Consider the following 26502-nt stretch of genomic DNA (forward strand, 5'->3'; position numbering starts at 1 on the left):
CGCCCCTAATTGAGCCAAATTTAAGGCGTAACTTGGGTAAGTGGTCGACCTAATTCCGTAAATCTGTTAAGGACTGCTACACGTGCATGGATCTCATTCACTTGGCTATCAAAACTCCTTGCACTGAGTTTATCTCCTAATAATTTGATGCAATGCATCTTAGTTTCAACCAAACTTCGCCGATGATAGCCTGACCATTTTTTCCATAGTGTCCTGCCTAAACGTTTAATTGTTCGAAGTAATTCATTTCGCTCTAGCGAGCTACTCTTTGTATCTTTCCATGGTTTCGCATTTTTTCTAGGTGGAATCACCGCATGCGCTTGCCGATCTGCAATGACCTGACGGCATTGCTTGGTGTCATAAGCTCCATCGGTATAAACAGAGTTAATCTGCTCATCTTGTGGAATCTGATTAAGTAAATCACCAAGCACCTGTGAATCACTGACATTATTGGTTGTAAGCTGAACTGCTCGTATTTGTAGGGTTTTAGCATCTATACCAATATGAAGTTTACGCCATTGGCGACGATATTCAGGTCCATGTTTCTTGCGTTTCCATTCGCCCTCACCTAGAAACTTCATCCCTGTAGAGTCCATGAGTAGATGCAGCCCATCGCTACTTTTTTGGTAGCTGATTACAATATCAATATGCTTTTGTCTTCTACAAAGCGTGGTGTAATCTGGAGCTATCCAATTTAATCCGCAAAGTTTAATCAGACTTTGCACAAAGCCAGTGACTATACGTAAAGATAGACGGAATAAGGATTTAATCATTAAGCAGCATTGGATAGCTGCGTCGGAGTAGGTTTGATTTCGCCCTTGTTTGCCTTTTGATGGCGCATACCATTGCGTAGCAGGATCAAACCAAATGGCAATATTTCCGCGACTCATGAGTGCTCGGTTATATGCGGGCCAATTGGTTGTGCGGTAGATTTTGTGTGTAGGCTTCTTCATTTGAAAACTATATCGCTGAAAAACCCTTTACAGATAGGTTTGTGCAACAAAGCCCTATCAAAAATAAAATTTTATCTGATTTGGCTAAAGACCCAGAAATAGAAAAATATTCGTCAGGCATAACTGCCTTATGCACTACCATAATTAATAATTTAAATCCGCTATTCACTATGATTGCAGATTCAAATGGTGTCGAAAATACTGCTATGGAAGAAACTATTCAATTAATCAATAAAATGTTTCCACCTGAATTGATTGATGACTATTACGAAATGAAATCCAACTATGAAAAGCGACTTAGAGAACAGATATTAGCTCAATAGCCTAGCTAAAATACAAATTCAAAATTATTTGCATCAATTTTAGTATAGGCAACTCTCCTCGAATTCCCTATACTGAAATGAATTACATTCAAAAAGAAACGGAACTTATGAAACTAAATGCCATCATTTTGACAGCACTTGCTGGTTTCGCACTTACTGCATGTACATCTGCCCCAACTATTCCACAAATTCAAGCAGGCGCTTTACAGGAAATAGAAAACGTAGGCGTACATCCTGAAACGACTCAAAACAAAGCTCAACTCAACAAATTCGCAGACAAATGCGTTATTGAGTTCACAGGTCAACTCGAGTCAGGCAAAGTTGTAGAACAATGGACATTTAAAGGTCTAACCCTTATTTCAGCAGGTACAGCAACATTTGCACAAGACGGTACAAGCACCGCTACAGCATTTGATCTATACGCACCAGAAGTACAAAAAAACTTCCTTGCATTGCGTAACAACTTTGCAAAAGAAGCATTAGAACAATGTGACTAATGCATCGTGCAATACCAAAAGCCTTTGTTTTAATAGATTCCTAAAGCAAAGGCTTTTTTATATGTAGAATAAAAGCATTGAATGTTGACCGCATGTTACAAACCTGTATGGTTTTAATCTCAAACTCACATTGCCTCAAAAAAAGCCGATAAGATTATTTTTGAATAATAGCCAATATAGAAAAAAGAGGATCCATCTACGTGATCAATCAATCGAAAGCAGTATTATTTGTTTCGGCAATTCTTGCCACTACCCCCCTATTTGCCCAAACAGAAACGGTACAAACAGCACAGCCTGTAAAACAATCTCCTGCTTATGGAGATAACCCGAATATCTTTAAAGTTTTAGGACATAAAGCAAAAGAGAAAATAGATACAACCGCAGTAAAAATTGATAATGGCGTACAAAAAGGTGTAGCTAAAGTAAAACCAAAAGCAGAACAAGCTTGGGAAAATACTAAAGACTTTAGCGAAGAAACCGCAGATAAAGCGGCAAATGGCATTAACCGTACAGTAACCAAAGCCAAAGAAGGTGTATTTGGTAACCCTGAAGATAAAGCCCCAATTGTTCAACATTCGCTAAGTCAGTCATCTACAGACAATCAACCAAAAACATTTTTAGACAGCATTCCTGCACCACAACCGAAAATTATAGAACCTGCAACAGTCGTACAGAAAAATGAAGTTCAAACACCTGTAACTTCAAACACAACACAAAATACAGATACAACCAACACAGATACAGACTCATCTATTCCTAGATAAATCTAAAATTAAACAGCTATAAAAAAGCCCATCATAAGATGGGCTTTTTGTTCTTTCAATTATGCATTCACTTGGCGAATTGGCTGACCTTTTTTAAAGGCTTCTACATTTTCCACCATTTGCTGAACAATACGCTGACGTGCGTCCACACTGCCCCAAGCACTATGCGGAGTAATCAATAAATTTGGAATTTCAGAATTTAACAACACATTGCCATCTTTCGGTGGTTCAACCATGAGTACATCTGTTGCCGCACCTGCAATTTTTCCTGCAATTAATGCATCTGCTAAGTCTTGTTCATTCACAATACCGCCACGCGCGCAGTTAATTAAAAATGCACTATGTTTCATTGCATCAAAAGCTTTAGCATCAATTAAATTTTGTGTGTCTGTACTAAGTGGGCAATGCAACGTTAAAAAATCGACTTGAGACAATAATTCATTAAACGGAATGCGATTTTCCTGCACAGGTCTATTTGGCAATGCACCTACTAAAATTTTCATACCAAAAGCTTCAGCTAATTTCGCAACTGCTTTGCCCAATTCACCATAACCTAAAATACCCAAAGTTTTTCCTTCAAGCTCAATAATTGGATAATCGAGTAAACAAAATTGCGATGCTTTATTCCAATCACCATTTTGCACAGCACGTTCATATTGCTTGAAAGATGTAGCCAAATTAAGCATAAGCATAAGCGTGTGTTGCGCCACGGCAGACGTGCCATAAGCCTGACAATTACAAACGACTACGCCCTGTTTTTTGGCTTGTAATAAATCAATATTATTTGTGCCCGTTGCCGAAATTAAAATGAGTTTTAAATTTGGACATTGCTGAATTGCTTCTGCATTTACCACAACTTTATTGCTAATAATGACATCAACATTTTGAATTCGTTCTAATAATTGTTCTGAAGATGTACTTGGATAAATTTCCCATTCATCAAAAATATTTTCTAAATCTTTAAAATTTAAGTCATTTTGATCTAAAGATACATAATCTAAAAACACGGCTTTCATGCTGCATTCCTTGCTTTATTCACAGAACTTAAAGAGATAAAAATCCCCTGCTTATTGCAAACAGTTTAAGCCCATTTAAAATATTTAATAGATCTATTTATACTTTTCTAAATGCTTTATTTTTCCATTTTATAAAGCAATGTTGTGATTATAAAAATTAAAGATCTTTCAAATATCAAAAAGCCTGCTATTTCGCAGGCTTTTTATCGCAATGGTTTTTAACAGACAAAATACTTTGCTTTACGACATAAATTGCAAGCGCCAATACCAAAAGAATACCGCTACCAAAGAAGAAATAGGCAGGATACATTGAGGTTTCAGCAAATGCAGGACTCGAAAAAGTTAAACAAAATAGCGTGAACAATGAAATATTCAGAATATTGTTTGCCATAACACGACTCTTATCTTCCAATGATATTTTTATCGTTAAATTCATCTTAGTTTGAATTAGAAATAAAGCAATAGTACAAAATTAGACCAAAGCCGTATTTGAAATTCATATCTGTGATGGATATTGCACACTCAAAAAATATATTTGTAAGTTAAGAATCGCTTTCTAATTCCAATACAAATTTTGCAGTTTCAGAAACATCTCCTATAAATTCGTTACCGCCAAACTCATCACTTGCAAGATTTAGGTTTTTGTAGCTCACTACAAAATAATCTTCATACTTTTTAATAATGAGTGGGCTCATGCCTACACCTAAAGCATCTTGCTCTTTGAATAGCTTCATCACCAAACGATCATTCATTGCCACAATGTAACGTTCGTCATTTAAGTGAATTTGAACCAAACCAGTGCCTTTGGCATAAATTGGAATAAGTAACTTATGATTTAGCGCAATTGCTTTTTCTGCATAGCTTTCAATTTTTTGACTAATAACGTTAAACACCAAGCCATGACCGTAATTATCAAGCAGTAAACTTCGGCTTTCTTGCGGTATGTTAATTTGCACGCCAAGTTTATTTAAATCGCGCTCATCTACTTGCTTATTGCTTAATAATGAACGAATAAGTTGCTGTTTTTGTTTAGCATCAAAGAAATTACTATCAAGCTGTAAATCATTATTTTTAAGGATTTTCCCTAAAGATGCGCGATGCTCTTTTAGGGATTTTTCAATGACTTTACGATAATAAAATTTACTGTTCTTTTTCACCTGACGAATCTTTTTATAAAAATAAGTTTCATCAAATTCTTGGGTTAAAAAGTCGTTTAACAGTTCTGAACTTGCCAAAATTGCAATAGCATCGTGCCCTGTAAATGGCAAATGTAAGGTATTAACTTGCGGCAATACTTCTTGAAGCTTCACGTAATGTGCACGGTCTTCATCGTAATAAGGGTCGTACACCACAATGTATTCACGCTCCGCAGATACATCTTTGGCTTGCACTTTCATGTTTTGGTTTACATCTGCATGAAAGAACATGTTGTAGCGTAAATCGGTTACATCTTCAGGATCTATTGAAAACTGCGGTACAAGTGCAATAACTCGCTTTAAATTCAGAAGGTTTGAATACTTAATTGCAGCATAGCCACCCATTGAACCGCCATAACCTAAACGTGTTTCAAATGGTGCAATAAAGTCCGCGATCGCTTCTAACATATTGCGAATAGAACTTTCAGGAAACCACGATTTTTCTTTTGGCATTACGCCAATGACATTGTATTGAAACTTTTCTAAAGATTTTTCGGCATTAATAGACAAACCCTTGGCACGCGTAATTAAATCGCCAAAGGAAAAAACCAGTTCTTTTGATGAACCTTTTAGAAAAATAGCGCGAATATGTCCGTCTTCAAAAATTATCTGTTTGTCCATTCCCACACCAAGCAATAAGTTCGTCTATTGCATATTAAGTTTACAATTCAATGCTATTGCGAGTAATCACAAGTGAATATGTTATTTTATAGATGCACGAGAGATAAAGTATCGCAAAATATGACACAATCTTTACATTCTTCCGCACAAAAAGGCTTCAGCTCGGCTGCTAAACTTTATCAGCAGGTTCGCCCAAGTTATCCACAAAGTATAGCACTTTGGTTGCAAGATCGGCTCCAACTTAGCTCAGAAACCAAGCTCTTAGACCTTGGTTCTGGGACTGGCAAATTCTTACCTTATTTACAACAAATAACACAGCACATTATAGCTGTAGAGCCCATTGATGAAATGTTGGCTCAATTAGAACAAGCTTATCCAAATGTTCAAACCTTGCAAGCATTTAGCCACAATATTCCTGTTCAAGCAGAAACAGTAAATGTAGTGACCTGCGCGCAATCATTTCATTGGTTTGCCAATATTGAAACATTAACAGAGATTCACCGTATATTAAAACCCAATGGCTATTTAGTTCTTATTTGGAATCAGCGAGATATTGGCGTAAATTGGGTAAAAGTCTTGGCAGATTTAATTTCACCTTTTGAAGGCGACACACCTCGCTACCATAGCAATTTATGGCAAAAAGCCTTTCAACAACAAAGCTTATTCAAACTTTATCAAGAAACTACAATTCCGCATTTGCATCATGGTACAGTGGAACAAGTGGTTTCAAAGCGCTTACTTTCAACCAGTTTTATTGCTGCAATGCCTAAGCCCAAACAGCTTGAACTAAAAGCACAATTTGAAAAAATCATTTATGAACATACAGGGAAATCTGCACAAGACCCTATCGATTTTCCATATACCACACATGTTTATGTTTTTGAAAAAATAACGACAGAATAGGATGATCTTCACATGAATATTTCTCTGAAACGCGTAGCTTTTCCTGCACTTATTTGCTCTGCATTTTTATTAAGTGCATGTGGCAATAAAAATGCAGAACATTCAGAAGAAGTCAGCCCTGAAGATAAAGTCATGCAAGAACTTTCATCTGAAGCGATTCGTAATTTCGAAAAAACACCAAATGATCAACACGATATTCTTTTACTTGTAGACTACGATTATCGCTACACACAAGTAAGCGATGAAATGGAAGATGAATTAATTAAGCTTTCAAAGTCTGGTGATTTAACCGCTGAATTTTCATATACACGCAAAAAAGATAATTTAGTTTCTGCATCGGAAATGCTTAAAAATTTAGATTTAAAAACTGAACAAGGTCGTTATATTCAAGGTTTAATTGCAGGCTATTGGGATCAACAATTAAAGCTTTTAGAACAACATAAAGACAAAACACTCAATGATAAAAGCTTATCTGAAGATAAATTGAAAGGATTAGGCGGCTATTTACACGCGCAAGATCAACTTGAAAATTGGCGTTCTCAATACCCTGAAATAGAAGCTCAACTTGATCATTAAATTTTAAATACAACCCACAATAAAAAAGGAATCAAATTTGATTCCTTTTTTATTACTTAATCATTTACTGACTTAAATATTGATGAACACCTTCACCTGCCGCTCGACCTGTCGCAAAACACGCTGTAAGCAAGTAACCACCTGTAGGTGCGTCCCAATCTAACATTTCGCCACATAAAAATAATGCAGGATTTGACTTAAGCTGTAAGTGTTCAGTTAATGCTTCTTGCTTCACGCCACCTGCACAACTTATCGCTTCTTCAATAGGTCTAAAACCATTTAGTGGAATTACTAAATTCTTTACTTGTTTTGCCAATGCATACGCTTCTGTCCAAATATTTTTAGCAACAAGCTCACGTACTAAATTTGCTTTTGCTGTATCTAAACCTGCTTTACGCCAAATGTTACTTAATGATTGTTTCTTACTTGGCTGGAGTTTTTTAGCGAGTTGTTCAATGCTTTGATCGGGCAATAAATCTAAAGTTAATGCCATAGATTCACCACGTTTCACTTGCTCACGCAAAGCTCGACCTTGTTTATAAACCAATCCACTTTCTAAACCATAATGGCTAATTACAATATCACCACTCGATTTATCGCCATTATTTACCCAAGCTTCAACACGCTTTAATGGTTCACCAAATACAGGTTGCATGAACTTAGACCACGCAATTTCCACACCTGCATTACTGGCTTGAAATGTTTCAATTTCAGATGTATTTAACCATTTCTGCCATGCTCCATCACTACCGAGTTTTGACCAAGAAACTGCACCACAAGCTAGAACAATTGCATCAAATTTTTCTTGTGAAATTTGGTTAGATACTAAATTCTGAATACTTAAAGTTGCATCTTTTAAGTCTAAAACTTGATGTCTATAGTGCAATTTAACACCATCTTCCATAAGGCGTTTTAACCAAGCACGAAGCAATGGCGCAGCTTTCATTTCAATGGGAAATACACGACCTGACGTACCAATATAAGATTCAATACCCAAGCTTTTCATCCACGCTTGAATCCAATTGGCATCCCACTGTTTCACCCAAGGGCTTAACCATTCCACCCGATCATATCGCTGTACAAAAACATCTACAGGTTCTGCATGTGAAATATTTAAACCTGTTTTGCCTGCCATTAAAAACTTACGAGCAGCAGATGGCTTTTGTTCATACACATGAACATCGTAATTTTGCTGACTAAGCACTTCCGCAGCCATAAGTCCCGCAGGACCCGCACCAATAATTGCAACGCGCTTGTTCATGAAAACTTAATCCGCTTTCACTTCAGTGGCATTTTTTTGATTCACACCATGTAAAGGTTGAAAATCATCAAAACGTGTTGTGTAGTTTTCAGGCTTGGTAATAATAAGTTGCTGACACAATTCACCACGTTCTAAATATTTAATTTCAAAGTGCGTACGTGCCGATGTTGCAGGAATCACTTCTTTTACGAAAGGAAGCTTCCATACATCTATAAGTTGTTTTTGTGCTTCTTCAATATATTCAGGAATATTACTGGCTAAAGTAATAGAACCGCCCGCTTGTAAGCGAGAAATTAAAAACTCAAAGAACGGCATATTTAACCAGCGCTGTGCAGGATTATGCGGTTCTGGGTTTGGGTACAAAATAAAAAATTGCTCAATTTGCGCAGGAAATAATGCATGAACCACCCACGGTAAAGCATCTGCATGAACAGGCTGAAAATTGCTTTGACCTTCAATACCATGCTGTTTTTGCATAGCCAAAAACTTTTCACGTGTACGTTCAACCGCAATTAATTTTTTATTTGGGTTTTGTCCACTAAAAAGTAGCGCGTGCTTTCCTTTACCTGCACCAATTTCTACACAAATAGGTTCATTAGAAATGGCTTGGAAATCTCGAGGAGCATGCATACGCTGTGCTTGAAATTGACGAATTGGCATAATCAGATCAAACTAATAAAAATCTGCACAAGTCTAACAAGTGCAATTGCTTTTGACTAATTGAATCATCCGTTTTCATTTGGAGTTTTTAAATGTCTACAACTTTAAACTGCTCACGTTGTGGCGAATTGACCACTTGGGAAGATAATCCATATCGCCCATTTTGTTCTGAAAGATGCAAACTGATTGACTTTGGTGCATGGGCAAATGAAGGCTATAAACTGCCAACTCAAGATGCACCACAAGCAGATGGTGGTCGTGAAGAAGATCAGTATTAATTTTTAAAATGACAAATAAAAAGGTCTGAATATTCAGACCTTTTTTTATGGCGTAAATGTGGCTATAAAATTAGCCTGCTCTACTTGCTACAAATGGATTGTGCTGTTTTTCAAAGCCAATGGTACTTAGTGGACCATGACCTGAAATAAATTGTGTTTCATCTGGCAAGCTAAAGCATTCGCGTTGAATAGAATCTAACAATTGTTGATGATTTCCGCGTGGAAAATCTGTACGTCCAATAGAGCCTTTAAACAACACATCACCCGTCCATAACAAACTATAGTTTTTGTTATAGAACATCACATGCCCTGGTGTATGCCCCGGGGCAAAGCGTACTTCAAATTCCTCTTCGCCTAATTTTAAAACTTCTGTGCCTTCTAACCACTGATCCACTTCTACTTTTTCAGGAATTGGAAAACCATAACGTGCTGAAACTTCTTGAATTTGATCCAACCAAAAAGCATCTTCTTTATGCGGACCAATCACAGGAACAGACCACACTTTTTTCAATGTACCCACAGCACCTGCATGATCTAAATGACCATGCGTTAGCCATAATTCTTTCACCGTTAAGCCCAGTTTTTCTACTTCAGCTTTTAATATTTCGGCATCGCCACCTGCATCAATCAAAACAGCTTCTTTAGTTTCAGAATCCCAAACAATGGAACAATTTTGCTGGAATGCCGTGACAGGCACAATTTTGACTTGCAACATATGGCGAAAACCTCAGGAAATTAGTGGGCTAATGTTTGCTTTAATGCATCAAGATTAGCTTGAAGCAAGTGATTGAGCAATTCTAAATGATCATCACGTGAATTTAATGCAGGAATATAGGCATAGCTTTCCCCTCCTGCATCTTTAAACACTTCTTCATTTTGAATAGCAAGTTCTTCAAGGGTTTCTAAGCAATCTGCTGAAAAAGCTGGACTCATAATTTGTACAGACTTCACACCTTGTTTGCCCCAATCTTCAAGTAAAACATCGGTATAGGGTTTTACCCACTCTTGCTTTCCAAAGCGAGATTGGAAACTAATCGCCCATTCATTTTCAGATAAACCCAAAGCCTCTGCGACTAATTTTGCTGTTAAACGACAGCGGTCTGCATAGGGGTCTCCCTTATCTGCATAAGGTTGCGGAATACCGTGAAATGACATCAATAATTTTTCAGCTTTACCATGTTCAGCCTGATACTCACACACACTTTGCGCTAAAGACTGAATATAAAGTGGATGCTGATAATAATCGCGAATGAATGAAATGCCCGGCAAATTACGTTGCTTCGGAATCCATTTTGCAAAAGCATCAAATAATGGCGCTGTAGATGTTGCGGAATATTGTGGAAACAATGGAAATAATATGACGTGATCTTGCGGATTTTGACTTAAGGTTTCTAAAACCGATGCAATTCCCGGATTGCCATAGGTCATCGCAGGAATAATATTCAATTCAAATTCAGGATATTGCTGAATTAGTGATTTCTGCACAGCTTCAACTTGCTGCATTAAAATTTCACGCATTGGTGAATCTTGATTCCACACCATTTCATAAGCATGTGCTACGCGTTTAGGACGAAATGGTAAAACAAACAAATTTAAAATAATTTGCCAAATAGGTTTTGGAATTTCAATGACACGCTGATCGGACAAAAACTGCTTTAGGAATTGACGAACTGCGGGAACCGTAGGTTCATCTGGCGTACCTAAGTTGGCAAGTATAATTGTAACTTTGGGTTTTGCTGCAGTCATCATCAAGCCTTCTTCTCATTAAGATTGAACAGGCTTACTTTAACAGCTTTCTAGGTATTCTTGATATTGATTAATTCTGAGATCTAAATTGTAAAGTCCGATCATTATCTAATAAATTACTTTCTAGAAGACGCTTTGCTTTTGGCGTAACTTTCCAAAGCATCCGCTGACGATCATCTCGACCTGATGGCACAATCCAGTCATTTTCACGCATTTGCATTTTAATAGCATGTAAAGCACGAACATTAATTTGCGCACGGGCAATTGCATGTACTCGAGGCATTTCCTCTTGTGCGTCTGAAAGTCCAGTTTCATTTAAATATTCATTCATACACTTAGAAAAAAAATCTTCAGGTGTAGGATTAATAAATGCTGAACCTAAAACACTGAGTAATTGTGCCCACTTCATACGGCGCATTGCATTTAATTCTTTAAAATTACCATCTTGATAAGCATGCATTCTATATTCAAAAGCAAAGTCTTCATGCATTGAAACTTTTTGAACATTTAAAAATGGATCGGCTTCTCGTGTTCCTGCACTTGTTTCCAATTGCACAATTTTAGCCTTAAGCGCTTCAATTTCATCATGCAATGCCTGTGTATTTTGTGGACGAACCCATCCCAAAACAGGATATCTTTCTAAAATCTGAGACATATTTAAACGTACAGCAAGCTCTAAATCTCGCATAGTTCGATATGTAAAAATTTGGTCAACTTCTTGCATAATAATTTTGCGGAACTCTTTAAATTTTTCACGCAATTCAGGCTTTTCATCATGCAATGATTCATCACGTGAATCTGGATCTTCATGTATAAAAGCAATAATTGGTTTTTGCTTGGTCACTGCATAAATATATTCAAGATGCATATACCCTACACCAGATACAGATTGCTCTCCGTATTGGCTACCTAAAATCACCACGACATAATCACAATCATCAATTTGACGGCGTGCAAAAGTGGTACTTAAAGGTGTCCGTTGCTCTAAACCCCAAGAGAAAAAACCCATGCCCACTAAAGTTTGAGACACAACAATTCGCTCTGGTTGCATTTCGCTTCCAGACGTAGAGATAAAAACCTGATAACGCTTATCTAGCATTGGGTTTCCCTTAATACATTATATATTTTTAAATTCATTTAACTTTAAGAATAATACGTCTAAAAATATGAATTTTAAATATTTTTTATTTCCCAAGTTAAATCACTCGGAATAAGATGCTGCAATACGGGTGTTAATGTATCCGCATTATTTCCACTTACATAACAAGAAATACGTAAATCTGAATGAAGTCCCTGTTCAAATAGTAACTCATTTTTTATTAAAATGCGGGATGTTTGTCGTGCTACAGCTTGCCCAGAATCAATTAATTTTAATTTTTCTGCAAATATATGTTGAATAGCTGGCTTTAAAAATGGGTAATGCGTACAACCTAAAACCAAATAATCTACTTGCTGGTCTACAGCAGGTTGTAATATTTTTTGTAATGTCGTTAAACATGCCTCGCTCATTTGTTCACCTGCTTCAACAAAAGGCACTAAATCTAAACAAGTAATTGGAAGAACGGTAACATTGGCAGGAATAGCAAAACGCTGAACAACGTCTTTAATTAAATTTCCACGAAAAGTTGCAGGTGTTGCGAGCACAGCAACCGTTTTTGTTGTTGTTTGAAGCACAGCAGGTTTAAGCGCAGGCACCAAACCTATAATAGGAAAGTTTTCGCCATAATGTTCGCGCAAATAATCTAAGCTAAATGCAGATGCTGTATTGCAAGCCACTACCGCAACTTTACAACCTTTACGATATAACCATTCAATTGCATGCGCTGTCAGCTCACGAATATTTTGATCATCTCGTGGGCCATAAGGAACATTTGCCGTATCTGCATAATAAACAATATGTTCATTTGGTAAATGTCGTGCAATTTCTATTGCAATAGATAAGCCCCCTACGCCCGAATCAAAAATTCCGATAGGTGCATTAGCTTGCGCCTTATGCATCGGTTCATTTAAAGGACTAATAGGTTGAATAGCGGACATATCTTTACATTCAAAAGTGCGAAATAAGATGATTAAAGCTTAAACCTCAGGTTCCTAATTGCAAGTGTAAATCACCACTTTTTAATAATAAAAATGCATCACCCTGCTCATTTTCTTTTAACTCACCCATTTCAACCAAATGAAAAAAGGAAGATCTTTGAATTAATGCATTTATACCAAAGCGCACATGCACATAAGGACGTAACTCACCTTCATATTCACGCATAAAAATAGGATGGTCTTCATCTACAATAATGATGTCTTGCGTTGTGGTTTGAAGCTGAATATACGTTTTATGTTCTATTTCAACTAAATCGACCTGATTTACAAACAAAGGCTCATCTTCAACTTCAATTTCTATTTGCTCGACAGGTGTTTTTAAATAGAATTTTCCATCTTCTTTCCAAAGCACTGTAGAAAACAGTTCAATGAGTGGCTGTCTTTTAATCAATTGACCTTCGTGCCACCATTCGCCATTCGCTTTTATCTGTAAATTCATTGTGCCACAATGCTTTGGGTGCCATTGGTCTAAAGGTGGAATAGATTTTTTATGACCGTACTGTCCATCTTTTAAGTATTGTGCAATGCCCATTAAATTCTTATTATCAGAAATCGCTAGTTTTTTCGTCGGATTTGGTAAATTATTTTGATTAACCATAAATGAATGCCCTACAGACGGAAAAATAATATGATTCAGCCAATTGGCTAGATCACGGATTAAAACTATACTAGCGCACATTACAAAAGACACGATATATATTGTGTCTGGGTACAGATACTCATGGCAGCACCGAATTGAAAAATTACGGATGCCACCTTCGCTACTAATGAGGAGTCCGACATGGAACACATCGAACGTGAATCGATGGAGTTTGACGTAGTAATCGTAGGCGCAGGACCAGCTGGTCTTTCTGCAGCGATTAAAATTCGTCAACTTGCAATTGAAAACAACCTAAATGATCTTTCCGTTTGTGTCGTAGAAAAAGGCTCCGAAGTTGGTGCGCATATTCTTTCTGGTGCTGTGTTAGAACCGCGTGCAATAAATGAATTGTTCCCGAACTGGAAAGAAGAAGGTGCTCCGCTTAACGTACCTGTTACAGAAGATAAAACTTACTTCTTAATGTCAGATGAAAAGGCACAAGAAGCACCACATTGGATGGTTCCAAAAACCATGCACAATGAAGGCAACTATGTTATTTCATTAGGTAACGTTGTCCGTTGGTTAGGTACAAAAGCAGAAGAATTAGAAGTTTCTATTTTCCCTGGTTTTGCTGCTTCAGAAATTCTTTATCACGAAGATGGTACTGTGAAAGGTATTCAAACGGGTGATATGGGTATTGGCAAAGATGGCGAACCTACGCATAACTTTGCACCAGGTTATGAACTGCATGCGAAATACACTATTTTTGCAGAAGGCTGTCGTGGTCATTTAGGCAAACGTCTTATCGCAAAATACGACCTAGACAAAGATGCCGATCCACAACATTACGGTATTGGTATTAAAGAGCTTTGGGAAATTGATCCTGCTAAACATAAAGCAGGTACAGTTATGCATGGCGCAGGTTGGCCTTTAAGCGAAACAGGTTCTTCTGGCGGTTGGTGGTTATACCACGCAGAAAACAACCAAGTGACTTTAGGTATGATTGTTGACCTTTCATACACCAACCCACACATGTATCCATTTATGGAAATGCAACGTTGGAAAACACATCCGCTAATTAAGCAATACCTTGAAGGCGGTAAACGTATTTCTTATGGCGCACGTGCTGTTGTTAAAGGTGGATTTAACTCACTACCTAAATTCACATTCCCAGGCGGTTCTTTAATTGGTGATGATGCAGGTTTCCTAAACTTTGCCAAAATTAAAGGCTCACATACGGCTATGAAATCTGGCATGTTATGTGGCGAAGCAGTATTTGAAGCAATTGCTGCTGGCGTTGAAAAAGGCGGTGATCTAGCTGTTGCTCGTGTAACTGAAGGCGAAGATTTCTTTGCGAAAGAATTAACGGCTTACACAGAAAAATTCAACAACAGCTGGTTAAAAGAAGAGCTTTACAGCGCTCGTAACTTTGGCCCTGCAATGCACAAATTTGGTCAATGGATTGGTGGGGCATTTAACTTCATCGACCAAAACGTATTTAAAGTACCATTTACAGTTCACGATTTAATTCCTGACTTTAGTGCTTTAAAAACTGTTGATGCTGCTAACTTCAAGCCAAACTATCCTAAGCCAGATGGCAAACTTACATTTGACCGTTTATCTTCAGTATTTGTATCAAACACTGTGCATGAAGAAAATCAGCCTGCTCACTTGAAACTGACAGATGCGTCTATTCCTGTAAATGTAAACTTACCAAAATGGGATGAGCCTGCTCAACGCTATTGCCCTGCTGGTGTTTATGAAATTATGGAAGAAAACGACGGTTCTAAGCGTTTCCAAATTAATGCAGCAAACTGTGTTCACTGTAAAACTTGTGACATTAAAGACCCATCTCAAAACATTACTTGGGTAACACCTGAGGGTGGCGGTGGTCCTAACTACCCTAACATGTAATGTCCTTGCGGCAGATAAAACTATGTTTTACCTACCTCATCTTGCGAAGCAGTGCTTCTCATATCCAAATATGTAATTTGGATCAAATCATATAATAAAAAATCCCTGCCAAGTGCAGGGATTTTTTATAGCTTAAAAAGCTTTAGCCTTTTTTTACTAAATAATGGAATTCTTTATTACCATCTTCATCTAATTTTTCTTCTTGAAGTAATAATTCATGTCCTAAATGCATACAGAATTTTGGAATATCCCAAGAGGTAGAATTATCTGTAGCAAAAACTTCAACCACATCGCCAGATTTAGACTTACGAATGGCTTGATGCAACATCATGACAGGTTCAGGACAACGTAAACCACGTGTATTTAATTGAATACTGGGTTCAATAAATGAATCAGACATCATAAAACTCAAAAATTTAGACTGTTTATATTCTAGCATAAAGCGCGAATTCTCTATGTAACACAAACTGTTGCGTAATTGAAAAGCGCTACACAAAAATTATGGATATACAACTATTTAATAGGTAGACATCAATATTTTCTTCAGTATGATAAAATTACATTTTTGATATTTTAAGAGTCTTCAGGAAAGATCATGCACGACGAATCAAGCCCATCGTGGGGAATGCGTGGCTTACGCAAATGGTTAGGTACGGCACCAGAAACTCGCGATGAGCTACTAAAATTAGTACAAGATTCACGTCGGTTTTTAGAACCAGACACCGTTGCAATGCTTGAAGGTGTTTTAGACCTTCCTGCAACAAAAATTCGCGAAGTTATGACTCCGCGTACTTCTATGATTAGCTTACAAGAAGATGATGAGTTACTTGATATTTTACATGTGCTTGTAGAATCGGCACATTCACGTTTTCCTGTATTCTCTTCTGACCAACCCGACAATGTTGTGGGTATTTTATTGGCAAAAGATCTTCTGCCATTTCTAACAGAACCAAATACAAAAGTGGATATTCGCGCATTAATGCGTCAACCGCTATTTGTTCCTGAAAGTGCGCGTTCAGACCAAGTTCTACGTATGCTTAAAAACACACAAACGCATATTGCAATTGTGATTGATGAATACGGCACAACGTCTGGCTTAGTCACACTTGAAGATATTCTAGAAGAAATTGTCGGTGAAATTGAAGATGAACACGACAAAATTGATGAAGAAGCACAGTACATCATTCCAGATGAAGATCCTAAAACAGCAAATACGTGGATTGTTCAGGCACTCACACCAATTGAACATTTTAACGATGTTTTAAGTTCTGAGTTCTCAGATGATGAAGTTGAAACTGTTGGTGGCTTATTACTACAAGAAATTGGTTTAGTAAGCGACTTAGAAGGTCAAGTTGTTGAAATTGATAACTGGGAATTTACAATTCTAGAAGCAGATTCACGTACCATTCACCTCATAAGAGCCAAACGTAAATGAGGACATCTTTTAATAAGTTGTTAAAACCATCTGAACAACAAGAACAATTGCCTTTAATTTACCCTTTGCTCATTTCATTATTAGCAGGGGGAGTTTTTAGTTTTGCCCTAGCACCTTACCATTATTGGTGGCTTGCTATTTTATCGCCTGCCCTACTTTATGCGACCTTACGCAACCGCAGTCCAAAGCATGCTGCTTTAATTGGTTGGGCTTATGGTTTTGGCTTATGGTTTGTTGGCGTATTTTGGCTTTATACCTCCATTCATGTTTATGGCGATACCAACTCTGCTTTAAGCGTACTTCTCATTGCTCTCATGGCAATTACGATGGGACTATTTACCGCAGTTCAAACTTGGGTATATAGACGCTTTTTCCCAGAAACACCATTAACATTTGCACCACTTTGGGTGTTTTTTGAATGGGCGAAAACTTGGGTGTTTACAGGCTTCCCTTGGCTTTTTGCAGGTTATGCATTCACAGAACGCTTCTTAGATAATTACGCACCGCTATTTGGTATTTTTGGCGTTTCATTTGTTGTCATTATTTTGGCGTGTGCTTTAGTTGAAATTATTCAAAAACGTGTATTTTGGATTATTCCTTCTGCAATATTGCTGATCGGTGCATTTGCAGCATCTTTCATTCAATTTGTCACATCAAAAAATGAAATGCCGTTATCTGTTTCATTGGTTCAAGGAAATATTCCACAAGACCGAAAATGGTTAGCAGAATACCAAGTTAAAACTTTAGAAATTTATACAGATTTAACTTCAAAAGAATGGGGTCGTGACCTAATTGTTTGGCCAGAATCTTCCATTCCAATGCCACAAACTGAAATTCAACCTTTCTTGAATTCTATGGCTTACCAAGCAAAAAATATGAATTCAGCTTGGGTCACAGGCATTATTTATATAGATCCTAAAACATCTCAGCAAGAAAACCGCCTCATGTACTACAACAGTATTATGGCGTCTGGGCACGAAGCTGAAGGACTGTATAAAAAGCAACGCTTAGTTCCTTTTGGTGAATATATTCCATTATCAGGCTTATTGGCTTGGGTTTTACCTGCAATGCAAAATGACCCTTCAATGGCTGGTTTTTCTCGTGGAGATAACAATCAACACGCACTTTCTATTAAAAACCACAAATTAGGTGCTGCAATTTGCTATGAAGTTGCTTATCCAAATTTAACCCGTCGTAACGCACAAAACAGCGATTTCTTAATTACTGTATCAAATGATGCTTGGTTTACAGGAACAGCTGGACCTCAACAACATTTACAAATGGTACAAATGCGTGCCAAAGAAAATGGTCGTTGGTTCATACGTGCAACGAATACAGGCGTAACTGCCTTTATTAATGAACAGGGACAAATTGTTAAACGTGCGCCAATGGATGAAGCAATCGTATTACGTGGTGATTTACCTGCAATGCAAGGTGAAACGCTTTACACACGTTTAAGCGACTGGCCTGTGCTGATCTTCTCTGCACTTCTACTTTTATTGGGCTTAAAATTCCGCCCACGTAAAATTGATGTGTCGTTTAAATCTAGACGTTAAGGAAAAATTTATTTAGAAAATAAAAAAACCGAGATCATGTCTCGGTTTTTTTTTATTGAAATAGATTTAAATATGAGCAACTAAATAAGACATCATCGCTGCAAGTGAAATCATAGGTACATAACTATATAAACCAATCATTCGTTGTTCAAACGCTGTTATTTCTTGTTGTTTTAATTTTAATACTGTTGCTTGCAGTGCAGACCAAAAGCTCAAAATAAACAATGAACTTAGTAAGCTTAATGCAAAAAAGCCAACCATAATTTGACTACTACCTTCTGTAGATTGCCAAACATGTAAAATACCTTGGCTCAATGGAAGTATGCTTAAAATTAAAAGAACAGATTTCAGCACAGACCAATGAAATAGATTGATTTCATCTGACAAAATTAATGCTTTCATACCATCCTCCTTCAGCAAATTGGTTACCATGTAGACATTATGCAAGGTTTTAAATAAATAGAAAGTCTATATTTCTTCACATTTTCCGATTATTGTAATCAATACATATGGGAATAATTCTTATTATAAATTTCAAAAACAACTTATTATATTTAATCAATAACAAACAATCACTTATATTATAAATAAATACTGATATTTATTATCATTTACCATTAAATTGAATTATCCAATAAAGAAAAATGATATATCCCATAAAAACTGAATATAGAATTATTCCCATTTAAATAAATAAGAACACTCATCTCTAATTCAAAGTTTTTCACAATCTGCAGTATCACTAATAGTAAAAAATCACGTTATTTGGCACTTAAAATATCGACATACAAGAGCACACATTTTTTTCATATATAGGTCTTGATAATTTTTCTATTTCATATATGATTACCTCAACTAGAAAAATTCTTGTTTAGTAACCTTCTTTAAGTATCGCAGTTTTAGTCATAATCCTTCGTTTTTTCAGATATTAAACTTTCTGTATTTTTCAAAGTTATTATCAGCCACCTTAAAATGGCTACAGTCATCAAATTTATGTAGGATATATCATGTCTAACACAGTTACTGGTACAGTAAAATGGTTCAACGAAACTAAAGGTTTCGGTTTCATTCAACAAGAATCAGGTCCAGACGTTTTTGCTCATTTCAGCGAAATCACTGGTTCAGGTTTCAAAACTTTAGCTGAAGGCCAAAAGGTTTCTTTCAGCATCGCTCAAGGTCAAAAAGGCCCGAACGCTGTAAACATCGTTGCTCTTTAATTAGCAATGAATAAAAAAAGCACTTTATAGTGCTTTTTTTTCGTCTGTACTTTTTACAATGACAACTTAAATATATATAGCTCACTCCCTGTCACAACAACCAAAACTATAATTTTTCTTTGCGTAGTTGCATTCAACGACTAAAATCATTCATATTCCTTACTGAGCACTTCAATTTTCACGTATAGAAATTTGATATCACATTCAAATAAAAGGACTTCACTTAGCATTATGCAAAATGTCTATTCAAACAGTTCAGGCACTCATCGTATTCGCGTTGCTGTCCCTGTTTATTTATACGATTGTTTTGACTACATGCTCAGTCCTGAACAGTATCAACAAGTTGAAGTTGGAGCGCGTGTTTTAGTTTCATTCGGGCGTCAAAACTTAGTTGGTATTGTGATGGAAAAACTTCCATTAGATGCACCTATTGATCCTGCTTTTAAACTCAAAGCAATTACAGAATTATTAGATGATCGTGCAATCTTAGATACAAATGTTTTAAAGCTACTCACTTGGTCTGCACAGTATTATCAATTTCCAATTGGTGAAGTAATGCAAGCCGCATTACCAACTTTACTTCGCCAAGGTAAGCCTGCCGATATTCTTGCAAGAGTCTGGAATTTATTAGATTTAGATGCTGAGAGTAAACTTAAACGCTCCGAGAAGCAGCAAGAAGCTTATAAAATTTTAAAACTTCATCCTGTTGGAACAACTGAGAGTGTTCTAAACTTAGCAGGAATTGAAACAAGTACTTTAAAAGCATTAGAAAAAAAACAAATTTGCGAATGTATTTTAGAGAAACAAGATTTATCTCCTGTACCTGTAAGTATGGCTCAAATGCCATTAACAGCAAATCCTGATCAAAAAAATGCGATAGATACTGTTTTAAAATATCAAAATAAATATCAAGCTTTTTTACTCGATGGATTAACAGGCAGTGGTAAAACTGAAGTTTATTTGCAAATCATGCAGGAAGTATTAAAAAAAGGGCAACAAGTTTTAGTCCTTGTACCTGAAATTGGACTCACACCACAAACTGTTAGCCGTTTCCAATCTCGCTTTCATTGCAATATTGCCCTACTACATTCTGGCTTAAATGACACCAAACGCTTACAAGCATGGCAACATGCTCAAGCAGGAAAAGCATCTATTATTTTGGGAACGCGTTCTGCAATTTACACCCCGCTTCCTAATTTAGGCTTAATTATTTTAGATGAAGAACATGATCTTTCATTTAAACAACAAGAAGGTTTCCGCTACCACGCACGTGATGTCGCTTTATACCGTGCCCATTTAGAAAGTTGCCCTATTATATTAGGCTCAGCAACACCAAGTATTGATAGTTATGCTTTGGTTGATCAAGGCAAAATGAAAAAGTTAGAGCTGAACCAACGTGCAGGTTCGGCTATCATGCCTAAAATTCATGTGCTCGATTTAAAAATCGCTCAAAAACAGCATGGTATTAGCCAAGCTTTAATTCAAGAAATACAAAAAAGATTAGAAAAAAAAGAACAAGTTTTAATTTTTCTAAATCGTCGTGGTTATGCACCCGTGCTTATTTGCGATAGTTGTGCTTGGCAAGCTAAATGCCCAAATTGCGATGCTAATTTCACTTTACACAATAAGCCTTATCTACATTTACACTGTCATCATTGTGGAACAATTCATAGAAAACCCGACCAATGTCCGCAATGTAATCACACAGAATTAAAACCTATTGGCATGGGAACAGCAAAAGTTGAAGATCACTTAAATGAATTATTCCCTGACTTTGACGTGATTCGAGTAGATCGCGACTCTACAAGTCGTGTTGGAAGTTGGCAGAAAATTTATGATCGCATTCAAACCAGTGAACCTGTCATTTTATTGGGCACACAAATGCTCGCAAAAGGACACCACTTCCCTTATGTCACTTTGGTTGCCATTTTAGATATAGATTCAGGCTTATTAAGTGTAGATTTCCGTGCACCTGAACGTACAGCACAACTGATTGTTCAGGTTGCAGGTCGTGCGGGTCGTGGAGAACGTAAAGGTGATGTTTATTTACAAACATTACGTCCAGATCATCCTTTATTAAATACTTTAGTTAAGGAAGATTACCGCCAATTTGCACAGCAAACTTTAGCTGAACGAAAAATGGCTTTACTCCCTCCTGCTCGTTACTCAGCACTTATTCGCTGTGAATCAAAAAGCCAAGATATTAATCAAGACTTCCTCAAACAGCACGCTCAATTACTACGTGATAACTCAGAAAACCTAATTGATATTTGGGGCCCAATTCCTGCTCCAATGGAAAGAAAAGCGGGCCGCTTTCAAGCACATATGGTTTTGTTATCGACAGATAGAGCCAGATTACATTTTTATATTCGCCAATGGTGGCAAAACATGTTGCAACAAAAGCCATCTGGCATGAAACTAAGCTTAGATATAGACCCTCAAGAACTCAGCTAAGTTAGCATCAAACCACTTAAGCTTTTTTAGGACAGCGCATGTCATTATTGTTGCAAATTACCATTTTTCTTGGAGCATCTTTAGTTTTTGTACCTTTGCTCAAGCGCTTTGGTATTGCAACAGTACTCGGCTATTTATTTACAGGTGTTGTGCTAGGACCAAGTGTTTTCAATATTGCAAATGACCCTGAATCTATTCAAAAGCTTGCAGAGTTTGGCGTCATCTTATTGATGTTCATTATTGGTTTAGAGCTACGACCACAACGCTTATGGGAACTTCGTAAATCTATTTTTGTAATCGGTAGTGCTCAAGTTGCTATTACAGGCATTATTCTAGCAGCAGTAACATTATTCGCATTAAACCAAAATTTATCTGCAAGCATTGTTATTGGTTTTGCATTGGCTCTTTCATCTACTGCCTTTGCTCTGCAACTACTCAATGAAAAACAAGAATTAAATACAACACACGGTCAGCAATCTTTTTCTATTTTGCTCTTTCAAGATATTGCTGCCATTCCTCTAATTGCAATTATTCCACTACTTGCAGGCAATAATTCTGTACATCATGGTGTCGCTTATTTCGCTGCAATTATCGCAACATTTACAGGTTTATTTTTATTTAGTCGCTATTTAATGCGCCCATTTTTCCGCTTTGTTGCAAAAAGTGGCGCACATGAACTTATAACAGCAGTCGGACTATTTATTGTTTTAGCTGTTGTCTCTTTAATGGATGTTTTAGGTATTAGCACCACGCTTGGTGCATTCTTAACAGGTGTTCTTTTAGCAGACTCAGAATTCCGTCACGAATTAGAAGCAAGTATTGCCCCATTTAAAGGCTTATTACTTGGCTTATTCTTTATGACTGTAGGCATGACCACACAACTGTCTTTATTAGTCGATATGCCATGGCTAATTATTGGTGGAACAATTGCCTTACTCATCATAAAAATAATTTCATTAACTGCAATTGCACGCTATTTCAAATATTCATGGCGTAATAGCTTATTACTTGCAGCTTGCTTAGCCCAAGGTGGTGAGTTCGCATTTGTTATATTTAACGTTGCGCAAAGTGAACAAGTACTTAGCCAGGCCATGATTCAACCGCTCACACTTATTGTGACTTTATCTATGGTTTTAACTCCAATTTTATATTGGCTGATTAACCGTTTTATTATTCCGCTATTCGATAAAAAAATAACGCCTGTTTATGATGAAATTCCCAACACAAACATACCGATGATTATTGCGGGTTTTGGTCGTTTTGGACAAATTATTGCACGTGTTGCGCACTTACAACATTTACCTTTTACCGCAATTGATATTAGTTTAGAAAAAGTAGATTTCGTTAGAAAATATGGCGGTAAAGTTTATTATGGCGATGCAACTCAACCTGACATCTTACGTTCTTCAGGGATTGAGCATGCTAAAGTTTTTGTTTTAGCAATTGATGATATTGAAGATTCAATGAATATCGCACGTCATATTCGCCTAAATTATCCAGATTTAAAACTCTTGGTTCGTGCGCGTGATCGTCATCATGTTCATTTATTAAGAGATTTAGGAATTGAACATATTTGGCGTGAAACTTACTTATCTTCATTAGGCATGGCGTATCGCGTACTTTGTGATTTAGGAATTAGCGAAAACGATGCTTATAAAAGTATTGAATTATTCCGAGATTACGATGAAAAATCTTTGGCACAACAACAACGTGTCTATACAGATGAAGAAAAAATTTATGAATCACATCGTAATGCCTTAGCAGAACTTGAGCATTTATTTGAAAATGATGCGCTTACACGAGAAACCACAACAGGTGTCGACTTAAAACGTGGATTAGAAGCGCATCGAATTGATGTTACTCATGATGAATCTAAATGACTTGTGTTTTAAAATATCGTCACCATTAAGTTAGGGTTATGGAGAAATTTATGTCTGATTTACGTCAACGCTTTTATATTGAAGATAGCCCTATTCGTGGTGAAGTTGTTCATCTTGAAGAAGCTTTGCAAACAATCCTTGCACAACGTGACTATGCACCTGCAATTCAAATTTTGTTGGGTGAAATGCTGAGTGCAACTGCATTACTTGCAAGCACCTTGAAAATTAAAGGACGCATTAGTCTTCAAATTCAAGCTTCAGGTGCACTGCAATGGGCAATGGCTGAATGTAACCATTTGGGTGAAGTTCGTGCTTTAGCTGACTATGAATCGGACCCTATTTTTGAACATGCTGAAGATAGCAGTACGGTATTTAAAACGTTTGTAAGCCCTGTTCTATTTATTAATATTGAACCTGAATTTGGCGAACGCTACCAAGGTATTGTTCCTTTAGATAAGCCCGATTTAGCAAGTTGCTTAATGCAATATTATGATCTCTCTGCACAGCTTCCAACACGCATTAGCTTAGCAAGTAATGGCCAACGTTCAGGTGGCTTACTCATTCAATTATTACCACGTAATAATGAAGAAGAACAAAAAATTGTAGATGAAGATTTATGGCCACGTATGACAATGTTGACATCAACATTGAAAAAAGATGAGCTCACAGATCTTCCTGCAACAGAAATTCTTTATCGTTTATACAACGAAGAAGACGTTCGTTTGCCAGATGCTGAACAACTTAAATTTGGTTGCACATGTTCTAAAGAACGCTGTGAAACCGCGCTCGAACAAATTGGTGTAAATGCTGTTCGTGAAACTTTAGAACATCAAAACCCAATTGAAATGGATTGCCAATTCTGTAATACCCGCTATCAATTTACAGCAGAAGAAGCACTCGCTCTTTTTGGCGAACATTTAAGTTAAGTTTCTCTATAAAAAAGGATGATTTTTGTCATCCTTTTTTATTTGCCTAAAATTAAAACAATAAAACACCACTTATGTGAATAGCTTAACAATTCCCGTGTTTCTTCATGTTTTAAATAATGAAAAGAACGCTATAAATACGCCTTATTTATTTTTATAGATTGTTTAGAAAAATCGATCTTATAATTTTAGGCTCACTCTCCCATGTATAGAAAGTTTCTTAAGCCAATAAGCATATTAGGTATCGCTTTACTCTCAAATTACAGCTTTGCAAATATAGATCCACTTATTGGAAAGTGGAGAACAATAGATGAACGCACTGGCTACTCACTGTCAGATATACAAATCAGCAAGATGAAAGATGGCTCTTACAAAGCCACAATTATTGAAATACGTGCTGCTCCAGGTGCCCCTCTTGTTAGTACATGCACTCAATGCAAGGGGCAGTTTAAAAACAAACCGCTTGTCGGATTTTTAACGCTATATAACCTAAAAGCATCCAGCAAAAATAAACTAGAATTTAGCAATGGAACATACAGAGATCCAAAAACAGGTCTTGAATATAAAAGTCATGTTCGACTGAGCAACAACGGCAAACACTTGAGTTTACGCAATACTCTACCAAACAGTACGATTGGTCGTAACTTAACATGGGTAAAATATTAGGAAATTTTAATGAATTAGATAAATTTTTTATGTACTTTTTTGTCACATTTAGAAACAATAAGGTACAGTTTTGCAATACTGTAATATGTAAAAATCGCTTAATAATAATTCAAATTAGAGGATTTATACCTCTTATTGCATCTAACTAATAAGCAAATAAAAGGCTTATAAAATAGTAAAAAATACCGTTATATATGTGACATATATATTCTAAATATGTCATCCCAATCACTCAGATGAGGGTTTAAATGGCTTATGAACACTAAGGAATGCAATAAAAAACTAAAACATATGTTCCCCGAATTTCGGGAGATCATACAAAAATTACGTGAAGACAATCCTCACTTTGCCAAGATTTTCGAAGAGCATGAAATCTTAGATAAAGAAATTAATCATCTAGAGCAGAATCCTGTAAATTTAATTAACGATTCTATAGAAAGCTTAAAACGCAAAAAACTAAAGCTTAAAGATGAAATGTATCGGCTATTGAGTCATTTTAAATCTGAACTGAATGTCTAAATACATAAAAAATTAAGAATATTAAAACCGTATATTCAGTAATATGAATATACGGTTTTATATAAATTTAAATATTAAAAAAATCTTACATACTCGCAACACAATCACTTATATTTTTTATGTCTTTTCTTACCCAAAGTGCTAATCTTAAATTATAAACAGAAATAAACACTGCCTAAATTTAGTTTATTAGGCATCTTTTTCAAGCTCGATGAGGTAATGCAATGTTCCCAGAATATCGTTCGTTAATTAGTAAACTCAAACAAAGTAATGCGCATTTTTCAAAAATTTTTGAAGAACATAATGCGCTAGATCATGAAATTATTCGTTTAGAAAAAGACCCTGTTACCAGTAATGTCGAGGACATCGATTTACTAAAAAGAAAGAAACTCAAACTTAAGGATGAGCTTTATGTCATGCTTAAACAAGCTGAAACATCTACCGAATAATCTCTAATTTATAAA

General features: G+C 36.4%; 29 protein-coding genes. 16 read left to right on the plus strand and 13 right to left on the minus strand.

All coding sequences use genetic code 11. From position 1 onward, the window contains the following. Positions 1-20: 20 nt before the first annotated feature. Complete coding sequence (locus MZO21_RS10925; RefSeq protein ID WP_248129638.1) at positions 21-953, minus strand: IS5-like element ISAba12 family transposase; 933 nt, start codon at positions 951-953, stop codon at positions 21-23. A 41-nt stretch (positions 954-994) separates the two neighbouring features. Here MZO21_RS10925 and MZO21_RS10930 point away from each other — a divergent pair, with 41 nt between their 5' ends. The 3 genes from MZO21_RS10930 to MZO21_RS10940 all read left to right on the plus strand — a co-directional run bounded on the left by MZO21_RS10930 (position 995) and on the right by MZO21_RS10940 (position 2537). Beyond that, positions 995-1276: a hypothetical protein gene (locus MZO21_RS10930; protein WP_154772058.1), complete on the plus strand. Its 282-nt coding sequence runs from the start codon at positions 995-997 to the stop codon at positions 1274-1276. Between the two features lie 107 nt (positions 1277-1383). Continuing rightward, entirely contained in the window at positions 1384-1773 is a 390-nt protein-coding gene (locus MZO21_RS10935) for a hypothetical protein (protein WP_154772057.1), read from the plus strand. Positions 1774-1973: 200 nt separating this feature from the next. Beyond that, a complete protein-coding gene (locus MZO21_RS10940; protein ID WP_248101889.1) occupies positions 1974-2537 on the plus strand; it encodes a hypothetical protein in 564 nt (187 codons plus the stop codon). 59 nt (positions 2538-2596) lie between these two features. On the opposite strand, the gene MZO21_RS10945 is transcribed toward MZO21_RS10940, so the two are convergent. From MZO21_RS10945 to MZO21_RS10955, 3 genes are all read right to left on the minus strand, one after another. Then, entirely contained in the window at positions 2597-3553 is a 957-nt protein-coding gene (locus tag MZO21_RS10945) for a 2-hydroxyacid dehydrogenase (protein WP_248101892.1), read from the minus strand. A gap of 187 nt (positions 3554-3740) precedes the next feature. Continuing rightward, positions 3741-3944, minus strand: coding sequence for a hypothetical protein (locus tag MZO21_RS10950; RefSeq protein WP_154772054.1), 204 nt, complete (start codon positions 3942-3944; stop codon positions 3741-3743). Positions 3945-4095: 151 nt separating this feature from the next. Beyond that, entirely contained in the window at positions 4096-5370 is a 1275-nt protein-coding gene (locus MZO21_RS10955) for a hypothetical protein (RefSeq protein ID WP_154772053.1), read from the minus strand. Between the two features lie 78 nt (positions 5371-5448). On the opposite strand from MZO21_RS10955, the gene MZO21_RS10960 reads away from it, so the two are divergent. After that, positions 5449-6273 carry a class I SAM-dependent methyltransferase gene (locus MZO21_RS10960; RefSeq protein WP_154772067.1) on the plus strand — a complete coding sequence of 275 codons (825 nt, stop codon included), beginning with the start codon at positions 5449-5451 and terminating at the stop codon, positions 6271-6273. Between the two features lie 12 nt (positions 6274-6285). After that, on the plus strand, positions 6286-6849 hold the full coding sequence (locus tag MZO21_RS10965) for a hypothetical protein (RefSeq protein ID WP_154772052.1): 564 nt from the start codon (positions 6286-6288) through the stop codon (positions 6847-6849). A gap of 64 nt (positions 6850-6913) precedes the next feature. On the opposite strand, the gene MZO21_RS10970 is transcribed toward MZO21_RS10965, so the two are convergent. Together MZO21_RS10970 and MZO21_RS10975 are read right to left on the minus strand one after the other, a co-directional pair. Continuing rightward, a complete protein-coding gene (locus tag MZO21_RS10970; RefSeq protein WP_154772051.1) occupies positions 6914-8110 on the minus strand; it encodes a TIGR03862 family flavoprotein in 1197 nt (398 codons plus the stop codon). Between the two features lie 6 nt (positions 8111-8116). Continuing rightward, positions 8117-8776 (minus strand): SAM-dependent methyltransferase, encoded by a 660-nt coding sequence (locus MZO21_RS10975; protein WP_171501204.1) that lies wholly within the window; start codon positions 8774-8776, stop codon positions 8117-8119. 86 nt (positions 8777-8862) lie between these two features. On the opposite strand from MZO21_RS10975, the gene MZO21_RS10980 reads away from it, so the two are divergent. After that, a complete protein-coding gene (locus MZO21_RS10980; RefSeq protein ID WP_154772049.1) occupies positions 8863-9048 on the plus strand; it encodes a DNA gyrase inhibitor YacG in 186 nt (61 codons plus the stop codon). Positions 9049-9118: 70 nt separating this feature from the next. Here MZO21_RS10980 and MZO21_RS10985 read toward each other — a convergent pair whose 3' ends face one another. From MZO21_RS10985 to MZO21_RS11005, 5 genes are all read right to left on the minus strand, one after another. Continuing rightward, positions 9119-9763, minus strand: a complete 645-nt coding sequence (locus MZO21_RS10985; protein WP_248101898.1) for an MBL fold metallo-hydrolase — start codon at positions 9761-9763, stop codon at positions 9119-9121. Positions 9764-9783: 20 nt separating this feature from the next. Beyond that, a complete protein-coding gene (gene hemH / locus MZO21_RS10990; protein ID WP_154772047.1) occupies positions 9784-10797 on the minus strand; it encodes a ferrochelatase in 1014 nt (337 codons plus the stop codon). A gap of 67 nt (positions 10798-10864) precedes the next feature. Beyond that, positions 10865-11893 carry a DUF4062 domain-containing protein gene (locus MZO21_RS10995; RefSeq protein ID WP_154772046.1) on the minus strand — a complete coding sequence of 343 codons (1029 nt, stop codon included), beginning with the start codon at positions 11891-11893 and terminating at the stop codon, positions 10865-10867. A gap of 74 nt (positions 11894-11967) precedes the next feature. Further along, positions 11968-12831, minus strand: coding sequence for a glutamate racemase (gene murI / locus MZO21_RS11000; RefSeq protein ID WP_154772045.1), 864 nt, complete (start codon positions 12829-12831; stop codon positions 11968-11970). Positions 12832-12877: 46 nt separating this feature from the next. Then, entirely contained in the window at positions 12878-13489 is a 612-nt protein-coding gene (locus MZO21_RS11005; protein ID WP_154772044.1) for a DUF1285 domain-containing protein, read from the minus strand. Between the two features lie 183 nt (positions 13490-13672). On the opposite strand from MZO21_RS11005, the gene MZO21_RS11010 reads away from it, so the two are divergent. Then, a complete protein-coding gene (locus MZO21_RS11010) occupies positions 13673-15385 on the plus strand; it encodes an electron transfer flavoprotein-ubiquinone oxidoreductase (protein WP_154772043.1) in 1713 nt (570 codons plus the stop codon). A gap of 142 nt (positions 15386-15527) precedes the next feature. Here MZO21_RS11010 and tusA read toward each other — a convergent pair whose 3' ends face one another. Next, on the minus strand, positions 15528-15785 hold the full coding sequence (tusA, locus tag MZO21_RS11015) for a sulfurtransferase TusA (protein WP_154772042.1): 258 nt from the start codon (positions 15783-15785) through the stop codon (positions 15528-15530). Between the two features lie 195 nt (positions 15786-15980). Here tusA and MZO21_RS11020 point away from each other — a divergent pair, with 195 nt between their 5' ends. Together MZO21_RS11020 and lnt are read left to right on the plus strand one after the other, a co-directional pair. Next, positions 15981-16820: an HlyC/CorC family transporter gene (locus MZO21_RS11020; RefSeq protein ID WP_154772041.1), complete on the plus strand. Its 840-nt coding sequence runs from the start codon at positions 15981-15983 to the stop codon at positions 16818-16820. Further along, positions 16817-18376 carry an apolipoprotein N-acyltransferase gene (gene lnt / locus MZO21_RS11025; protein WP_248101901.1) on the plus strand — a complete coding sequence of 520 codons (1560 nt, stop codon included), beginning with the start codon at positions 16817-16819 and terminating at the stop codon, positions 18374-18376. The genes MZO21_RS11020 and lnt overlap by 4 nt, the downstream gene beginning before the upstream one ends. 66 nt (positions 18377-18442) lie before the next feature. On the opposite strand, the gene MZO21_RS11030 is transcribed toward lnt, so the two are convergent. Further along, on the minus strand, positions 18443-18778 hold the full coding sequence (locus MZO21_RS11030) for a hypothetical protein (RefSeq protein WP_154772039.1): 336 nt from the start codon (positions 18776-18778) through the stop codon (positions 18443-18445). 605 nt (positions 18779-19383) lie between these two features. Between MZO21_RS11030 and MZO21_RS11035 the strand changes: the two genes are divergently transcribed. From MZO21_RS11035 to MZO21_RS11065, 7 genes are all read left to right on the plus strand, one after another. After that, positions 19384-19593: a cold-shock protein gene (locus MZO21_RS11035; RefSeq protein WP_154772038.1), complete on the plus strand. Its 210-nt coding sequence runs from the start codon at positions 19384-19386 to the stop codon at positions 19591-19593. 231 nt (positions 19594-19824) lie between these two features. Then, positions 19825-22047, plus strand: coding sequence for a primosomal protein N' (locus MZO21_RS11040; RefSeq protein WP_248101905.1), 2223 nt, complete (start codon positions 19825-19827; stop codon positions 22045-22047). A gap of 38 nt (positions 22048-22085) precedes the next feature. Further along, entirely contained in the window at positions 22086-23927 is a 1842-nt protein-coding gene (locus tag MZO21_RS11045) for a monovalent cation:proton antiporter-2 (CPA2) family protein (RefSeq protein ID WP_154772036.1), read from the plus strand. Positions 23928-23977: 50 nt separating this feature from the next. Next, the gene (locus MZO21_RS11050; RefSeq protein WP_248101909.1) at positions 23978-24853 is read left to right on the plus strand and encodes an Hsp33 family molecular chaperone HslO; all 876 of its coding nucleotides are present in this window, start codon (positions 23978-23980) and stop codon (positions 24851-24853) included. A gap of 204 nt (positions 24854-25057) precedes the next feature. Continuing rightward, on the plus strand, positions 25058-25519 hold the full coding sequence (locus MZO21_RS11055; protein WP_154772034.1) for a DUF2147 domain-containing protein: 462 nt from the start codon (positions 25058-25060) through the stop codon (positions 25517-25519). Positions 25520-25774: 255 nt separating this feature from the next. Then, positions 25775-26038: a YdcH family protein gene (locus MZO21_RS11060; RefSeq protein WP_154772033.1), complete on the plus strand. Its 264-nt coding sequence runs from the start codon at positions 25775-25777 to the stop codon at positions 26036-26038. 224 nt (positions 26039-26262) lie between these two features. Next, complete coding sequence (locus MZO21_RS11065; protein WP_154772032.1) at positions 26263-26487, plus strand: YdcH family protein; 225 nt, start codon at positions 26263-26265, stop codon at positions 26485-26487. Positions 26488-26502 lie beyond the last annotated feature (15 nt).

This window comes from Acinetobacter portensis (genome assembly GCF_023158935.1).
Taxonomy (GTDB): domain Bacteria; phylum Pseudomonadota; class Gammaproteobacteria; order Pseudomonadales; family Moraxellaceae; genus Acinetobacter; species Acinetobacter faecalis.

What these genes read in the sequence shown, in the direction of transcription:
- MZO21_RS10925 (WP_248129638.1), bottom strand. Translation starts at nt 953, where the DNA reads ATGAAGAAGCCTACACACAAAATCTACCGCACAACCAATTGGCCCGCA.
- MZO21_RS10935 (WP_154772057.1), top strand. Translation starts at nt 1,384, where the DNA reads ATGAAACTAAATGCCATCATTTTGACAGCACTTGCTGGTTTCGCACTT.
- MZO21_RS10945 (WP_248101892.1), bottom strand. Translation starts at nt 3,553, where the DNA reads ATGAAAGCCGTGTTTTTAGATTATGTATCTTTAGATCAAAATGACTTA.
- MZO21_RS10950 (WP_154772054.1), bottom strand. Translation starts at nt 3,944, where the DNA reads ATGGCAAACAATATTCTGAATATTTCATTGTTCACGCTATTTTGTTTA.
- MZO21_RS10955 (WP_154772053.1), bottom strand. Translation starts at nt 5,370, where the DNA reads ATGGACAAACAGATAATTTTTGAAGACGGACATATTCGCGCTATTTTT.
- MZO21_RS10960 (WP_154772067.1), top strand. Translation starts at nt 5,449, where the DNA reads ATGTTATTTTATAGATGCACGAGAGATAAAGTATCGCAAAATATGACA.
- MZO21_RS10965 (WP_154772052.1), top strand. Translation starts at nt 6,286, where the DNA reads ATGAATATTTCTCTGAAACGCGTAGCTTTTCCTGCACTTATTTGCTCT.
- MZO21_RS10970 (WP_154772051.1), bottom strand. Translation starts at nt 8,110, where the DNA reads ATGAACAAGCGCGTTGCAATTATTGGTGCGGGTCCTGCGGGACTTATG.
- MZO21_RS10980 (WP_154772049.1), top strand. Translation starts at nt 8,863, where the DNA reads ATGTCTACAACTTTAAACTGCTCACGTTGTGGCGAATTGACCACTTGG.
- MZO21_RS10985 (WP_248101898.1), bottom strand. Translation starts at nt 9,763, where the DNA reads ATGTTGCAAGTCAAAATTGTGCCTGTCACGGCATTCCAGCAAAATTGT.
- hemH (WP_154772047.1), bottom strand. Translation starts at nt 10,797, where the DNA reads ATGATGACTGCAGCAAAACCCAAAGTTACAATTATACTTGCCAACTTA.
- MZO21_RS10995 (WP_154772046.1), bottom strand. Translation starts at nt 11,893, where the DNA reads ATGCTAGATAAGCGTTATCAGGTTTTTATCTCTACGTCTGGAAGCGAA.
- murI (WP_154772045.1), bottom strand. Translation starts at nt 12,831, where the DNA reads ATGTCCGCTATTCAACCTATTAGTCCTTTAAATGAACCGATGCATAAG.
- MZO21_RS11005 (WP_154772044.1), bottom strand. Translation starts at nt 13,489, where the DNA reads ATGGTTAATCAAAATAATTTACCAAATCCGACGAAAAAACTAGCGATT.
- MZO21_RS11010 (WP_154772043.1), top strand. Translation starts at nt 13,673, where the DNA reads ATGGAACACATCGAACGTGAATCGATGGAGTTTGACGTAGTAATCGTA.
- tusA (WP_154772042.1), bottom strand. Translation starts at nt 15,785, where the DNA reads ATGTCTGATTCATTTATTGAACCCAGTATTCAATTAAATACACGTGGT.
- MZO21_RS11020 (WP_154772041.1), top strand. Translation starts at nt 15,981, where the DNA reads ATGCACGACGAATCAAGCCCATCGTGGGGAATGCGTGGCTTACGCAAA.
- lnt (WP_248101901.1), top strand. Translation starts at nt 16,817, where the DNA reads ATGAGGACATCTTTTAATAAGTTGTTAAAACCATCTGAACAACAAGAA.
- MZO21_RS11030 (WP_154772039.1), bottom strand. Translation starts at nt 18,778, where the DNA reads ATGAAAGCATTAATTTTGTCAGATGAAATCAATCTATTTCATTGGTCT.
- MZO21_RS11035 (WP_154772038.1), top strand. Translation starts at nt 19,384, where the DNA reads ATGTCTAACACAGTTACTGGTACAGTAAAATGGTTCAACGAAACTAAA.
- MZO21_RS11040 (WP_248101905.1), top strand. Translation starts at nt 19,825, where the DNA reads ATGCAAAATGTCTATTCAAACAGTTCAGGCACTCATCGTATTCGCGTT.
- MZO21_RS11045 (WP_154772036.1), top strand. Translation starts at nt 22,086, where the DNA reads ATGTCATTATTGTTGCAAATTACCATTTTTCTTGGAGCATCTTTAGTT.
- MZO21_RS11050 (WP_248101909.1), top strand. Translation starts at nt 23,978, where the DNA reads ATGTCTGATTTACGTCAACGCTTTTATATTGAAGATAGCCCTATTCGT.
- MZO21_RS11055 (WP_154772034.1), top strand. Translation starts at nt 25,058, where the DNA reads ATGTATAGAAAGTTTCTTAAGCCAATAAGCATATTAGGTATCGCTTTA.
- MZO21_RS11060 (WP_154772033.1), top strand. Translation starts at nt 25,775, where the DNA reads ATGAACACTAAGGAATGCAATAAAAAACTAAAACATATGTTCCCCGAA.
- MZO21_RS11065 (WP_154772032.1), top strand. Translation starts at nt 26,263, where the DNA reads ATGTTCCCAGAATATCGTTCGTTAATTAGTAAACTCAAACAAAGTAAT.